This is a genomic window from Pseudomonas sp. NPDC087029 (genome assembly GCF_044745345.1).
GTDB lineage: Bacteria > Pseudomonadota > Gammaproteobacteria > Pseudomonadales > Pseudomonadaceae > Aquipseudomonas > Aquipseudomonas faucium.
Genome location: NZ_JBIVAB010000001.1, coordinates 544,616 through 558,053, shown reverse-complemented (window position 1 = coordinate 558,053; position 13,438 = coordinate 544,616). Strand labels below are relative to the sequence as shown.

Sequence of the window (13,438 nt, the reverse complement as noted above, 5' to 3'; positions counted from 1 at the left end):
CTCAGCAAAATCTGAGTATATCACTGACCACGCTGAGCGAATTCACACTAAGCGCGAGACTCATAAGCAACACCGTTCTCATGAGCATGGATACGACGCCCATATTCGTTAACGGTACGCCTACTCAGCTCGTCTAGGATCAAACCAGCCATAGCTGGTTCAAAGCTCGAAGTCAGAAAAAACTCCTCCTTTTGACTCCAAATAACCTCGCCATCCCAATCTCCTTCTGTCACAACTACTGTCTTTTCCACCCTGAAACCTGGCCCTCCTTCGCGCGCAAATATTTCACACTTGAAAAACGCCATCTCTCCTTTGCGCTCGTAATTCTCAGTAACACAAGACGTCCCACAAGCGAGAAGCCCTTCTGCATCTCCCTCTGCTACTCCATCAAGCTCACCTACACTCACTTGAATAAGCGAATGATCAAATTGGTCAGAACTCCACATATACGCCTCGACTAACAATTAAAAAACCATCCAATTAATTCATACAAATCAGCACCGGTCAAGAACATTTAAATAAAGCAGCCCTACTCAATCGCTACCGTCAATTACATTTACATCAAATAACATATCGCTCAACCAATTACTCAGCCTATAACCATGACACGTCGACCTCACAGATATGTCAGCCATTAATGGTGACTCCAGCCACCCAAATTCTATAATTTATTTGGCAGAGATGTAGCGAACTGTGGGTTTCAAGGTAGGATTAGCAATAGCCATCAATCGCCAGGTGAACTCATGGAATGGTCTCTCCCAAAAGCTGGCTTTCTCAGCACTGACGTTGAAGACGCTGTACCTGCCATTTTGCAAGCAAACGATGAGCTTTTCAGTTTCGCCAGAGACGTAAACCACCTCATCATGGCGATTGCTCAGGATGCGGTGAATACCGTGCATACTAGCTCTATGAGTGAGGAAGCCGTTTTGGTACGGCTGCTTATGCGTGCAGCCGGCTTTTATCAAGGAGCACTGCTGATGGCTGAGCGCGGCATGTTTGTCGAGTGCCGCTCTATGGCCCGATCAGTGATTGAAGTCAGCCTCGCTGTTTCTGCAATGGACGGCGACAAGGGCACGTTCATGCAGATGCTACGGGACGACCATTTGAAGAGTCGGCGGAATCGATACCAAACTCTTCTCTCTCAAAGCACGGACCCTAAGGCGCGAAAGACCCTCCAGGCGGCGATAGCTCAGCTCGAAAAATCGCTCAGCATCATCAGTCCAAAGGCGCTAGCGGCGCTTGGACCTCTGGAGGGCTCTTACTTCGTTTATCAGGTTCTGTCTGACAACGCCGGGCACGTTTCCGCCTCATCTCTGGATCACTACATAGAACCTCATGAAGATCGAAAATACTGGAACTATAAGGTCGGCGCAGGCGCGCCAGAGGAGGTAGCCGCCTCTCTGTATTACTGCCTATACGGTGTGATCCCCGTAGCGGTAGGTGTGGCTGATCTCCTCGGCCTTGAGCAATTCGCCGCCCAGATACACGAGGTGGTCGACCGTTTCGACAAAACCCCTGCCCCATTATTGGTGTAAAGCTAAACCCCTGGCTTGCCTTGAGGGTGACCTGCTTGAGGGTCCGCATAGGGATCAGTTGGATGGATCAAACCGTCAGCGACTACCAGATGCACAAGGCCGGCAAGCCAGGGCAGTCAGTTCACTGATAGATGGATTCTTCTCCACGCGCGCCAGCTCTTTTCAGTTGAATGTCGGCGTGATCTACCCCTCCTTGGAAATGTAATCCGACGTGGTGGTACATGAACGATGTCCTGTCATCTCGGCAATGCCATTCATTATCATGGTTTGTCGAATCTGGCTAACCGTTACAGGCTGGAGCTTCATATCTGCTTTGTGGGCCAGGACGGTCAGCATTCTGGTCAATGTTGTCGGTGGCATAGGACACTTTTTATCCCCGTGAGAGTGGAAGATCAGGTCACCTTCGGAGATCTTACTGGCCCGCGCATACCCGGCGATCGCGTCTTGGCAGCTTTCTGGTAGAGGAATGAATTCATCGCCACGTGTCTTTAGCTTCTGGAAAACAGCCTGATTACCAACCCATCGCAGTGTCTTGAACTCTGAGGAGCGCAAGCCTGCCTGAATACACGCCAACAGCGCCTGCTCCCTGGGAGTTCCGGAAAGATTGGCCACTTTTCTCAGGGTCTGAACAATCTCTAAAGAAAGCAATCTGGGGCCGATTGAGACTACGCAGGGTTGCTTGAACGCCACCAGAGACGCCAGAGCAAACGAATCCAACAGTTGCCTCAGCTGATCTTGCTTAGCGGTCGTATTTCCCAGCACCAAGTGTGAGGTGATCGCGTTGAAAATCGCTGACTTGGCCTCATTCTCGGTCATCGTCGCTTGTGCAGGAGAACCTTCTTTGGCTGTCTGCTCGAGATCGTAAAAGCTCTCGTAGCCGAATCCTTTTGCGAGGATGTCCTTCGCAAAGGACAAGGAGACCCTGGATGGCCCATGCAACCGCTTGCGCAACTGCTTGGCCAAGCTCTTGAAGCCACGGTTTCGGATCAGGTCGTCGGGATGGACTGGGATGCGCATGCAAATCTCCGCTCGTCAGGGTGTCGGCTGCCCGCTGACTCATCGAGATGCGTGCGAGAGAATAAAGTGCTGCACCCTGTGGCTAAGCCTTCACGAGCCGACCGTTTGATCCAGGGGGAGATCAGTGGACGACAAAGCTACCACGCTCATTTTCGGGATGTCTAGGCGCTGCTCAGATATGGCGTGCGTGCCAGTTGGTGCATAAGTGCACCATCAGCCTTATGCTGGAGTTCGAAAGGTGGGTTCGCCAGACGATTGCTACATATGGCAGTCCTCAGCAGGCAGATGCCTGAATCTATAATCACTCTATAATCACTCTATAATCGTCTATAAAAGCCTATAAACCCCATGTTACAGGGCCTACAGACGAACAGAGTACAAATGTACTCCCTCGTATTCGTGCTCATTCAAGCTACCCTTCACCCTGCCTATAGGAAATGTAATGCTGAGGCTAATGGATGAAAGCGTTTGTTGCGCCGCTAGGCCCCGACGACCCACTGATGAAGCAGGCATTGGATGCGCTGAGGATCTATCAGGAAGCGGTAGATGCAGGCGCGCCGGCCAACGTCATCCAGCAGTACAAGAGTGAGGCTGAAGAGCTTTTCCAAGCCGTTTCTGACTACTATCAACGCTCGATGGGTCGTCCATCCGGCACGCTGCACCGAACTGACAACAGCACACCCACTGGGCCCTTCCGCAGCAAGCGGTATGCGCATTCCTTGTGGAACCCTAGGCTCCAGAATATGGTTCGATCTCGTAATCGATCAGCAGATCCCTCACTGCGCCACAGATCCGCGGTTCATAGTCCATCTCCAAATCAGTAATCGAGAGCGCCACTGCAATTTTCATAGCCTCTAGATCCAACGTAGACGGATCGAAAGGCCAGACCTGGACTCTGCTCACGGTAGTGTCCATGAAGTGGAATTCATCGACCACTTCAACCTTGTCTTTCATCTCCGCCCAAGCCTCTTGCGATACTCCATAGCTGCGCTGAGGGTGATCGCCAAGCATTGTGTGCTCTGAAAGAAAGCTGTCCGCGACAAGGACCAGGCCACTCGAATCCAGATTGCGGACGAAGTGGTCCGACAGTCTCGGGCTTGAAACCAAAGATCTTAGGTAAACAATCTTATGGGGCGGGTCGAACTGATCGAGATACTCTCTGACCTTCTGTACAAGGTCAGGCCTATTGGGCATCAGGAGATTTGGACACTCAAACATGGACGACACCCTGATCAGCCATCGATTGCTCAAGACGGCTAACGACGCCCTCAAGCAAGCGCTCATCATCGGCGGTAGCCATGTCACACGGAGCACGATTCCCCAGTTCGGGCAAAGGGTTGTGAAGCCACTGCGCAGCGGCTCGGAGATCTCCAGAGAAAAGCTCGCAGGCCCAGTTGATTGCCTGCTTTGCGTAGCGAACGTTTCGCGCCGCCTGACGCTCGGGGATCAGTTGTGATTTTCTGTAGATGTCTGGATGCTGATACACCAGCTCTCCTTCATCTTCGGCCCATCCTCCATCGGGAAACTCTGAAAACCGTGACCCAAACTCGGTCATATAGGAGTATCGTACGCTCCCATCATCACCAGGAGAAAAGCGCTTCATCTCCAGCAACAATTCGCATCGCCATGTCAGAACTCGGCTTCCGTCTGAGGTTTTCACAGGGCTCATCAAGTAGATTTCACCGATACTAGTATTCGACCATGCGGTGTTAACAAATCGTTGAAATTCATTTCCATCATCGATTTGCACCATTCTCGGCTCAGGACAGCTAGCGTTTTCATTCACTTGCAGATGTGTAATCCAGAACCATTCTGTCATAGAGATTCGCGTAACAATCTTCCACGCCTGGGTAACACTGCCAGGGGCAGCCCCCATGCTAGATTGCTCAAGCGCTGGATGCGTATAAAACATAGACGTATTCTCCCGAATTTATTGACTTCGACATGCAGTATTTTATCAACCTGGATTGGCTGATCTACAGGCAGGGCATAGAACTCGAACCCATCCCTGCCTATCCGGCGCAATACGACCTTGCCCGCCACAAATCTCACAAGTCACATAGGACATCCAGAACGCAACATCTACTGCCCCTCGGGTGTACTCATCAAAGCCAGTGAGCGTGCACTGAAGAATACCCATTTTCTGTTTGATGTAATTGAAGGTGATAGGACGCCCAGTATGATTGGCTCGATTTTGTAGTGCGTAGCACATGGAGGTAATTAGCGACTTCCATCCATTGCCGCACTCGATACCCCAGACGGCATCATCAGGAACACCCTCATTGAAACCAAACAGAGAAGGAAAACGGGTGAGCAATTCGTGCTCCACATCAAAATCCATGCAGCCTCCTACCGCCTCGTCGTTAGAGGTAAATGACATTGACACTATTTATAGTTTACAGATATTTAAATACGCATACCGACAGGAGCGATACGCTCTGGCGCAGTAAAACATATGCGGTTTCGAGAGGCTACCACAGCAAATATCAAATGCAAAATTTTAAGGTAACCTATAGGGGTGTCGCAAAGATTTTGGCAATCTGGCTATATACTGGGTTTTGCGGATCCATTCAGCATGACCCCTGAAGACGAGCAGCTAGCCAAGGCTTTCGGTTTAGCTCTGAGCAAAACCCGACTTCGACTGGATCTGGCTCGACGCGATCTAGGATTACGCGTGTCAAGCTACGGGTACCTCACAGCTCTGGAGAATGGGACCAAACAGCCAACGATAGGTAAGGTTGACGAGATTGCTTGTGAGCTTGGCGTTCACCCGCTCACCCTCCTTATGCTTGCCTACCAAGCCAGAGACGCAGCAGATCCGTTCGACCTCATGCTCAGAATCAAAATGGATCTGTCGAATTTAGAGATGTGGCCCACTGCAGGATTTGCGGCTCCGGATGCGGATGCGGATGCGGATGCGGATGCGGATGCGGATGCGGATGCGGATCAGGTTTCGTGAAGATAAGAATGTAACTACATGGTAGATTACCACGGTCAAAGCTTGCACTAAGGCCCTGCAAGCCAGAATCACGACTCAATAATCTAGTAAAGCTCAGAATAAAATCAGCAACCATTCAAAGGTTCGCATATCGAACACACCGAATGCAGCCACTACGGCTGCATGCGCTACACGCCCAATAATTAGCTCTATGCCAACCAACTTTCCACACGCGCCGGCAACTGACCAATCGACGTCCCGAACAGAGGCAAAGAAGGTCGCTTCCCTTCATTCAGAAGAAATCTAGCACGCTCCCAGTAAATCCTTTAATACTCCGCTACATCCTCGATTCGCAAAGACTCTTTAATCACGTGACAATCTTCCACTTGAAGAGCGACTCTCTTCAGATCTGAGACCGAGACATCAACTTTAATGGTCACTTCAACGTCGGGAAAATTGGATCTTGAGAAATTTGGCAGCATTCAATATTAACCTTTTCACCCAGCACCTTTAAAAACTCACACACATCACCAATGCATTCAGCTCGAAATGCAAACATGCTCATTATAAATACTCCATATTATCAGCCATGCCACACCAGGCCCAATAACCATGAATGCGGCAACACTATAATTCTCACTCTAGGCAAATACCTGCAAAACTCGACTGACATTTTTCCGATAGGAATTCAAAAGCACCATACGGATTTCGACCTTCCTCTCCCTTTCAGCTCTAGCCATGATGATTGTCTCCACCTGGAGAAGGCCAGAGCACAAGCGTGGAACCCGTCTAGGTAGAAAGCCTCAAAGGCGGAACGCTGATAAGTCATGTCCGTCCTTAGTGGAAAGCTCGATTACGTCCGCTCGATGTGACACACCTGTAAACGACGACCTGCTCAAGCTGGGCAAGCGCGTGGCCGAGCTGGCCGACAGCAATGACGTCGATGGCATCGTCATCACCCACGGCACCGACACCCTGGAAGAAACCGCCTACTTTTTGAACCTCGTGGAAAAGACCGACAAGCCGATCGTCGTGGTCGGTTCCATGCGCCCCGGCACCGCCATGTCCGCCGACGGCATGCTGAACCTGTACAACGCCGTGGCCGTGGCCAGCAACAAGGACTCGCGCGGCAAGGGCGTGCTGGTGACCATGAACGACGAGATCCAGTCCGGGCGTGACGTGAGCAAGTCGATCAACATCAAGACCGAAGCCTTCAAGAGCGCCTGGGGCCCGCTGGGCATGGTAGTGGAAGGCAAGTCGTACTGGTTCCGCCTGCCGGCCAAGCGCCACACGGTCAACTCCGAGTTCGACATCAAGCAGATCAGCAGCCTGCCCCAGGTGGACATCGCCTACAGCTATGGCAACGTCACCGACACGGCCTACAAGGCCCTGGCACAGAACGGCGCCAAGGCGCTGATCCATGCCGGCACCGGCAATGGCTCGGTGTCGTCGCGGGTGGTGCCGGCCCTGCAGGAGCTGCGCAAGAACGGCGTGCAGATCATTCGTTCGTCCCACGTCAACCAGGGCGGTTTCGTGCTGCGTAACGCCGAGCAGCCCGACGACAAGAACGACTGGGTCGTGGCCCACGACCTGAACCCTCAGAAGGCCCGCATCCTGGCGATGGTGGCAATGACCAAGACCCAGGACAGCAAGGAGCTGCAGCGCATCTTCTGGGAATACTGATAACGCAAGCAGCACCCCAGTGCCGCGGGGCTTTTCACCTGACAGGCTGTTGCGAAAAAGACTACAGTGAAATACTGTATGCGCATACAGCAAAAACAAGGAAAAGCCCCGTGGCCAGTACCGCCTCCGCAACGCCGAGCAGCTATGAACAACTGGGTGTGCGCATCCAGAAGATCATCAACAGCCCCATCGCCCAGCGCAGCCGCGCCGCCCTGATCTTCCGCCTGGACCACGAGTCGCCGGACGATTGGGAAACCTTGCTCGAGGAAATCGCCGAAAACGACAACGTCACCCTCGCCCACCGCGACGATGGCGGCGTGCAGATTTTCTGGACGGTGCCGAAGGAAGACTGATCGCGCATGAGAGTTTCGCTTTTCGCCGCGACCTGCCTGTTGCTTGCCACCCCGCTTGCCCATGCCGATGCGCCGCGCACCTTCCAGGAGGCCAAGAAGGTCGCCTGGAAGCTGTACGCGCCGCAATCGACGGAGTTCTACTGCGGCTGCAAGTACAAGGGCAACAAGGTCGACCTGGCCTCCTGCGGCTATGCACCGCGCAAGAATGCCCAGCGCGCCTCGCGCATCGAATGGGAACACATCGTGCCGGCGTGGCAGATCGGCCATCAGCGCCAATGCTGGCAAGAAGGCGGGCGCAAGCTTTGCTCGCGCCGCGACGAAGTGTACAAGCGTGCCGAGGCCGACCTGCACAACCTGGTGCCGAGCATCGGCGAGGTCAACGGCGACCGTAGCAATTTCAGTTTCGGCTGGCTGCCTCAGCAGCAGGGCCAGTATGGCCTCTGCCTGACCCAGGTCGACTTCAAGACCAAGAAGGTCATGCCGCGCCCCTCGATCCGCGGCATGATCGCGCGCACCTATTTCTACATGAGCAAGCAGTACAACCTGCGCTTGTCGAAACAGGACCGGCAACTGTTCGAGGCCTGGAACAAGACCTACCCGCCACAAGCCTGGGAACGCCAGCGCAACCAGCAGGTGGCCTGCGTGATGGGCCGCGGCAACGACTTTGTCGGGCCGGTGAACCTCAAGGCCTGCGGCTGAGGTTCAGGGCGATGGGTTCAGGGCAGTGTCTGCAGGTAGGCGCTGGCTTCGCGGTAGCGGGCCAGGCGCGCCAGGTCGGCAGGGCCGGGGCAGGCGATGCGCGAGAGGTCGCTGTTGTCTGCAAGGTCTGCCAGCTTCACGGTGCGGGCCAGCGGGTCGACGCCCAGCCGCACCACGAAATCCTCGTAGCTCTCGCCCTGGCGCCGGCTCAGGGCCAGCAAGGCGGCGAGAATCTTCAGCGCGAAGCCCTCGCGCGCAAGGTCGGACAGTGTAAGCGAAGTGTCTTCGATGACATCGTGCAGCACGGCGACGATGCGTTGCTCGGGCGTGGACACCCGCATCATCACCCGCAAGGGGTGGAGGATATACGCCGCCCCACCCTTGTCGTATTGCCCTTCATGCGCTCTGGCGGCCACAACGATGGCCCGCTCCAGTGTAGACATGAGCCCCTCCCCGTTCAGCCATCTCCCAAGGCAAGCATAGCCGGCCTGGAAGGCAGATGACAGGGCGCCTGCGCCGAGCTTTTGGCGTCAGCGTTGGGCGCCGTGCTGGATCACCACCGAGTCGGTGCCGAGCTTGGCCATGACCTCGGCCTTGCGCGCCTCGGCCTCTTCACGGCTCGGGAACGGCCCCATCAGCACCACCGGCTTGCCTTCACGGTATTCGACCGAAGACGGGATGCCCTTCTCGATCAGGCGCGCGGTCATGTCGCTCAGTGCGCCCATGTTCGCGCCCTGGATCACTTCCACGTCCCAGCCTTCTGGTGCCGGCTGGTCGGCCAGGGCTTCGGCGCGGCGCTGCAGGTCGGCGCCGCCGCACATCTCGCGGATGCGCAGGTTGTTGCCGGTGTCGTCGACGATGATCTGGTACTGGCCATCGGCACCCTTGATGGCTACGTAGCTGCGGTAGGCTTCGTACTGCCCGGCATCGTCCTTGCCGCGCACCTGGCCGCAGATGGTGCCCTTGGTGTCGATTCGCACGTTGCCGAACTTGGCGGTCTTGGGGTTGTTCAGGTGCTCGGCGACCTGCTTGTGCACGCCTTCCACCTCGTTTTCACAGCCCGCCAGGGCCAGCACTGCCATTACCACTGCCAGTTTGCGCACGCGTGTACCTCCAGATTCGAAGGCGCGGATTCTAGCATGGCGACCCCCGGCCCGGACCGCGACCATACGTTACACCTTGCAACAGAGCTTTTTCGCGCGCATGCAAAAAGGGCGACCCTTGCGGATCGCCCCTTCTGATGTTTGGTAGGCACAATTGGACTCGAACCAACGACCCCCACCATGTCAAGGTGGTGCTCTAACCAACTGAGCTATGTGCCTGTCGTGTGGGGCGCATATTAGACACCAAGCCCTTACCTGTAAAGCGTTTTTTTCAAAAAAATCAAAAACTTTGCGGCCTCAACGGTTCCAGTTGGCTTCGCTGGCCTGCAAGGCCGAGGCAATGGTCTGCAGGTTGCGGTCTGGCAAGCTGTCCGGTAGCAGGTCGGTGCCGGCGCTCACATACAACTGCGCGTAAGCGTTGCGTACCTCGGCGTAGGACAGGTCGCGCTTGAGCTGCGTCTGCAGGTTGTTCAGCTCGCCCTGGATCAGCTCCAACTCGCCAATGTTCTGGGTCTGGTAGCGGTTGCGCAGTTGCTCGGCGATCTGCCCGTCGAGTTCGGCCAGCTCTTCACTGGTACGGAACTGGCGCACCGCCTCGTTGTAGTTGGCGTTGGCCACGTACAGCTGGGCCAGCACCGCCATCGACATCGCCTGGCGACGGGCCGCCGCCACTTCTTCGCCCGCCTCGGCCACCTTGATCGCCGCAGGCCCGGACAGCACGTTGAACAGGTTCCAGGTCACCTTCACGCCATAGTCGGCCCAGCTCTGGTTGACCAGGAACGAGTTGCTGTCGTAGTGCCCGCCAGCAGAAAACTCCAGCCCCGGCAACAGGCGCAGCATGGCCTTGCGGGTTTCTGCCGCGCTGATGCGCGCCTGGTAGTCCTGCTCGCGCAGTTCGGGCCGGCTGGCCAGGGCCTGCTGTTCGAGCTCGGCGAGGTTGCCCTTGAATTCGGGCACCACATAGCCCTCCTCCGGGGCCAGGTTGAAGTCGGTGTTCAGCGGCAGGTTGATCAACGCCGCCAGTTCTGTCTTGGCCAGCGACAGCGCGCGGCGCTGCTCTTCCAGCTGGCGCGTGGCCTCGATCAGCGCACGCTGGTAGCTCAGTGACTGCACCGGGTCGCCGACCCGCTCGGTGGCCATGCGCTGGCTGTTGTCGCGGGCCTGGTGGATGCGCACCATGAGGTTGTCGATGCGGGTCAGCAAGCGCTGCGCCGCCACCGCCCGCCAATAGGCAGAGCGCACATCCTGGGTGATGGTATGGATGACCTTGCGCTTGCGCTCTTCAAGAATCAGGCGTTGGTCGGCCTGCTGCTTGGCGCTGACATAGCTGACACCGAAGTCCAGCACGTTCCACACCATGGTCAGGTCGGCCACATCGCGGTCGCGGTCCTGGGAGGTCGACGGTTCCAGAGACTGGGTACCGGTGCGCACGCTCTGGCTGCTGGAGGCGCTGACGTTGTCACGCCCGGCATAGCCGGCTTCCACGGCCATGCGCGGCAGCATGTCGAACTGCGCCAGCTCCACCTGCCGCTTGGACAGGGCCTCCTCCATCACCTTCAGGCGCGCCTCGAGGTTGTACTTCACCGCACGGGCCATGGCCTGGTGCAGGGTCAATGGGCCGTTGAGCGGTTCCTGGTCCTTGAACATGCTGGCCAGGTCGGTGCGGGCGCGTTGCTCGCTGGCGCTGCGGTCGATGGGCTGGCTGGTGACAGCACAACCGCTGATGGCCAGCGCCAGCAAGCTGGCACCGAACAGTTTCTGGCTTTTCTTCATCCTTGCGCCGCCCCCTGCGGCCTGATCGCGTAAGTGTGTGCTGAGAGTCATGCCGAAGTACCGATCTGTGTCGGCTGAGCCAACGCCTGGGCCATTTCGCGCACCTGGCGCTGGTCGGCGTCGTTTATCCGTTGCAGTTGCTGGCCGAGCGTCGGCGCACCGAACACCCCGCGCAGCCCTTGGTTGAGTTCGCTCTGGCGCCACTGGCTGCCGTTGAACACGTTCATCTCGCTGACACCTGGCACCTCGCGGCTGAAGAGGGTGGCAAAGGTGCTGCTGGCGAACACACCGCCATCGCCGCCGCCAAAGCCTAGGAAGCCGCCCTGCCCGCCGATGCCGGCAGCGCTGCTGGCGAACACCTGGGCGATGAAGCTTGGCGCGCTGCCGGCCTGGCCAAGGAAGATGGTGCCCAGTGGCTGCAAATCGCCGCCCACCGTGCGCACTTCGAACAAGGCTGGCGCTGCCAATGGCGAAACGCTGTCGGCCGTTGGTACAGCGGGCGACTGCAGGCCCAATGGCTGGATCTGCGCGACACCACCAGTTGCCGGCGGGTCGAGCCGGTACTGCAGGTCGCCGACATCCTGGGTGGCGATGGCCTGGGCCTGCCCCAGCAGGGATGCCGCCAACAGGTTGCCGGCCTGGTCCTGAATACCGCTGCCCAGGGCGTTCAGGCTCAAGGCCAGGCTCCCCTGCCCGCGCAGGTCGCCGACCACCACGCGGTACGTCTGTGCATCGATCCGCTGCACCGACTGCACCACGGCGCTGGCACTGCCGGTGCCCTGCACCGAGAAATCGCCGGCGTCCACACCACTGACCGCCTCGTCGAAGCGGAGGGTGAAACTCAAGGTGCGATCGGTTGGCAGCACCGGGCCATCGACCACGATGCTGCTCGGCCGTGGCGCCTGGGCGTCGACCTGAATGGCGGCGGTGTCGCCGACCTGGTTGAGGCTGGTGTTGGCGTCGTTGCCGCGCGCATCGCGCAGGGTGCCGCCATTGAGGTCGATGGCCGCGCCCACGGCAAAGGTGCTGTTGCCGGACATGCCGCTGGTGACGGCGAGGCGGAACACCAGGGCAGTACCGCCCGAGCCGGACAGGTAGTCGGCATACACCACCCGGCCATTGTCCAGGGTGATGGCCAGCCGAGGGTTGCCATCGCCACTGTCCACCAGCACCGCTTCATCGGTGTTGACGGTGAAATCCAGCACCTGCCCGGCCACATAGGTGCCATTGGCCGGCACCGTGACGCTGGTGACCGCAGGCGCGGTGCGGTCGATGCTGTAGCTGCTGCCCTGCAGGCCGCCGGCAAGCGGGTTGCCCGCCACATCGACGATGCCGGTGCCGCTGGCATTGAGGTCCAGGCGCACGTCGCCGGCGCCTGACAGGTTGTCGACGAGGACGCTGTAGGTGCGCCCGTCAAGCTGCACCACCGAGGCAATACGGCCACTGGCCGACCCGCTGAACACCAGGCTGAAGTCCGCAGCATCGACGCCGCTGACGCCCTCGTCGAAGGTCACGGTGTAGCGCACGGCGCCAGCATTGGTCGGGGTCACGTCGACATTGGCGATCAGGCTGGCCCGGGGCGCTACGGTATCGATGACGATGCCGCTGTCGCCTGCGGGCAAACCCAGAGCCAACGCCATGTCGTTGCCCGCGGCATCGCGCAAGGTGCCGCCATTGAGCTCGAGGTTGGCGCCCAGGGTGACACCGTTGCTGTTGTTGCCGGGTTCGACGGTGTACTCGAACACCAGGGTGTCGCTGCCGCTGCCGGAGACAAAGGCGGCGTAGCGGGTAACGCCGCCGATGTTCAGGACCAGGCGCGGCGTACCGGTAGTGGTGTCGACGATGACCTTCTCGCTGGCTGCGACCGTGAAGCGCAGTACATCACCCGCGTTGTAGGCGCCCGGCGCTGGCAGCTCGACGCTGGACACCTGCGGCACGATGGCATCGACCAGCACCTGGCGTGTGTCGCCCACCCCATTGAGTGCAATGAGAGCATCGTTGCCGACACTGTCACGCAAGGTGGCGCCGTTGAGCTGGAGACTGCTGGCGACGCTGATGCCATTGCTGTCCATCTGGCCGCTGGTGACGGTCAGGCGGAATACCAGGGCAGCGCTGCCGGCGCCGGACAGGTAGCTGGCATAGGCCTTGGCGCCATTGTCCAGGGTGATTTCCAGGCGCGGGGTGCCGCCGCTGGTGTCCAGTTGCACCGCTTCGTCGAAGTGCACGGTGAAGTCCAGGTTCTGCCCGGCCACGTAGCTGCCGTTGGCCGGCACATCGACGTGGGTGACGCTCGGCGCTACCCGGTCGATGCTGTAGCTGGCCCCGGCCAGGCCACCG

12 protein-coding genes, 1 tRNA gene and 2 pseudogenes are annotated in these 13,438 nt (G+C 58.0%); 5 read left to right on the top strand and 10 right to left on the bottom strand.

Features of this window, described 5'->3' with window-relative positions:
* Positions 1-47: 47 nt before the first annotated feature.
* Entirely contained in the window at positions 48-446 is a 399-nt protein-coding gene (locus ACIPG5_RS02575; RefSeq protein ID WP_401373156.1) for a hypothetical protein, read from the bottom strand.
* A gap of 297 nt (positions 447-743) precedes the next feature.
* Here ACIPG5_RS02575 and ACIPG5_RS02570 point away from each other — a divergent pair, with 297 nt between their 5' ends.
* Complete coding sequence (locus tag ACIPG5_RS02570; RefSeq protein ID WP_343596560.1) at positions 744-1,535, top strand: DUF5677 domain-containing protein; 792 nt, start codon at positions 744-746, stop codon at positions 1,533-1,535.
* A 183-nt stretch (positions 1,536-1,718) separates the two neighbouring features.
* Here the strand turns inward: ACIPG5_RS02570 and ACIPG5_RS02565 are convergent, their stop codons facing one another.
* The 4 genes from ACIPG5_RS02565 to ACIPG5_RS02550 all read right to left on the bottom strand — a co-directional run bounded on the left by ACIPG5_RS02565 (position 1,719) and on the right by ACIPG5_RS02550 (position 4,893).
* Complete coding sequence (locus tag ACIPG5_RS02565) at positions 1,719-2,552, bottom strand: hypothetical protein (protein ID WP_401373154.1); 834 nt, start codon at positions 2,550-2,552, stop codon at positions 1,719-1,721.
* Positions 2,553-3,281: 729 nt separating this feature from the next.
* Positions 3,282-3,770: a hypothetical protein gene (locus tag ACIPG5_RS02560; protein ID WP_401373152.1), complete on the bottom strand. Its 489-nt coding sequence runs from the start codon at positions 3,768-3,770 to the stop codon at positions 3,282-3,284.
* On the bottom strand, positions 3,763-4,464 hold the full coding sequence (locus tag ACIPG5_RS02555) for an antitoxin Xre/MbcA/ParS toxin-binding domain-containing protein (RefSeq protein ID WP_401373150.1): 702 nt from the start codon (positions 4,462-4,464) through the stop codon (positions 3,763-3,765). Before ACIPG5_RS02555 ends, ACIPG5_RS02560 begins: the two co-directional genes overlap by 8 nt.
* A gap of 45 nt (positions 4,465-4,509) precedes the next feature.
* A complete protein-coding gene (locus ACIPG5_RS02550) occupies positions 4,510-4,893 on the bottom strand; it encodes a hypothetical protein (RefSeq protein WP_286110507.1) in 384 nt (127 codons plus the stop codon).
* Between the two features lie 234 nt (positions 4,894-5,127).
* Between ACIPG5_RS02550 and ACIPG5_RS02545 the strand changes: the two genes are divergently transcribed.
* From ACIPG5_RS02545 to ACIPG5_RS02530, 4 genes and pseudogenes are all read left to right on the top strand, one after another.
* Positions 5,128-5,511: a helix-turn-helix domain-containing protein gene (locus tag ACIPG5_RS02545; RefSeq protein WP_401373147.1), complete on the top strand. Its 384-nt coding sequence runs from the start codon at positions 5,128-5,130 to the stop codon at positions 5,509-5,511.
* Between the two features lie 861 nt (positions 5,512-6,372).
* Positions 6,373-7,173, top strand: a pseudogene (locus tag ACIPG5_RS02540) (asparaginase); the annotation flags it as partial.
* Positions 7,174-7,283: 110 nt separating this feature from the next.
* Positions 7,284-7,526, top strand: coding sequence for a DUF1654 domain-containing protein (locus ACIPG5_RS02535; RefSeq protein ID WP_176514264.1), 243 nt, complete (start codon positions 7,284-7,286; stop codon positions 7,524-7,526).
* A 6-nt stretch (positions 7,527-7,532) separates the two neighbouring features.
* Positions 7,533-8,225 carry an endonuclease gene (locus ACIPG5_RS02530; protein WP_401373145.1) on the top strand — a complete coding sequence of 231 codons (693 nt, stop codon included), beginning with the start codon at positions 7,533-7,535 and terminating at the stop codon, positions 8,223-8,225.
* 17 nt (positions 8,226-8,242) lie between these two features.
* Here ACIPG5_RS02530 and ACIPG5_RS02525 read toward each other — a convergent pair whose 3' ends face one another.
* From ACIPG5_RS02525 to ACIPG5_RS02505, 5 genes and pseudogenes are all read right to left on the bottom strand, one after another.
* Positions 8,243-8,668, bottom strand: a complete 426-nt coding sequence (locus ACIPG5_RS02525; RefSeq protein ID WP_176514261.1) for a GTP pyrophosphokinase — start codon at positions 8,666-8,668, stop codon at positions 8,243-8,245.
* Between the two features lie 87 nt (positions 8,669-8,755).
* Positions 8,756-9,328 (bottom strand): SPOR domain-containing protein, encoded by a 573-nt coding sequence (locus ACIPG5_RS02520; protein WP_176514259.1) that lies wholly within the window; start codon positions 9,326-9,328, stop codon positions 8,756-8,758.
* A 142-nt stretch (positions 9,329-9,470) separates the two neighbouring features.
* Positions 9,471-9,547: transfer RNA gene (locus tag ACIPG5_RS02515), tRNA-Val, on the bottom strand.
* A gap of 78 nt (positions 9,548-9,625) precedes the next feature.
* Positions 9,626-11,101, bottom strand: a complete 1,476-nt coding sequence (locus ACIPG5_RS02510) for a TolC family protein (RefSeq protein WP_176514257.1) — start codon at positions 11,099-11,101, stop codon at positions 9,626-9,628.
* 47 nt (positions 11,102-11,148) lie between these two features.
* A pseudogene (locus tag ACIPG5_RS02505) lies at positions 11,149-13,438 on the bottom strand (hypothetical protein); the annotation flags it as partial.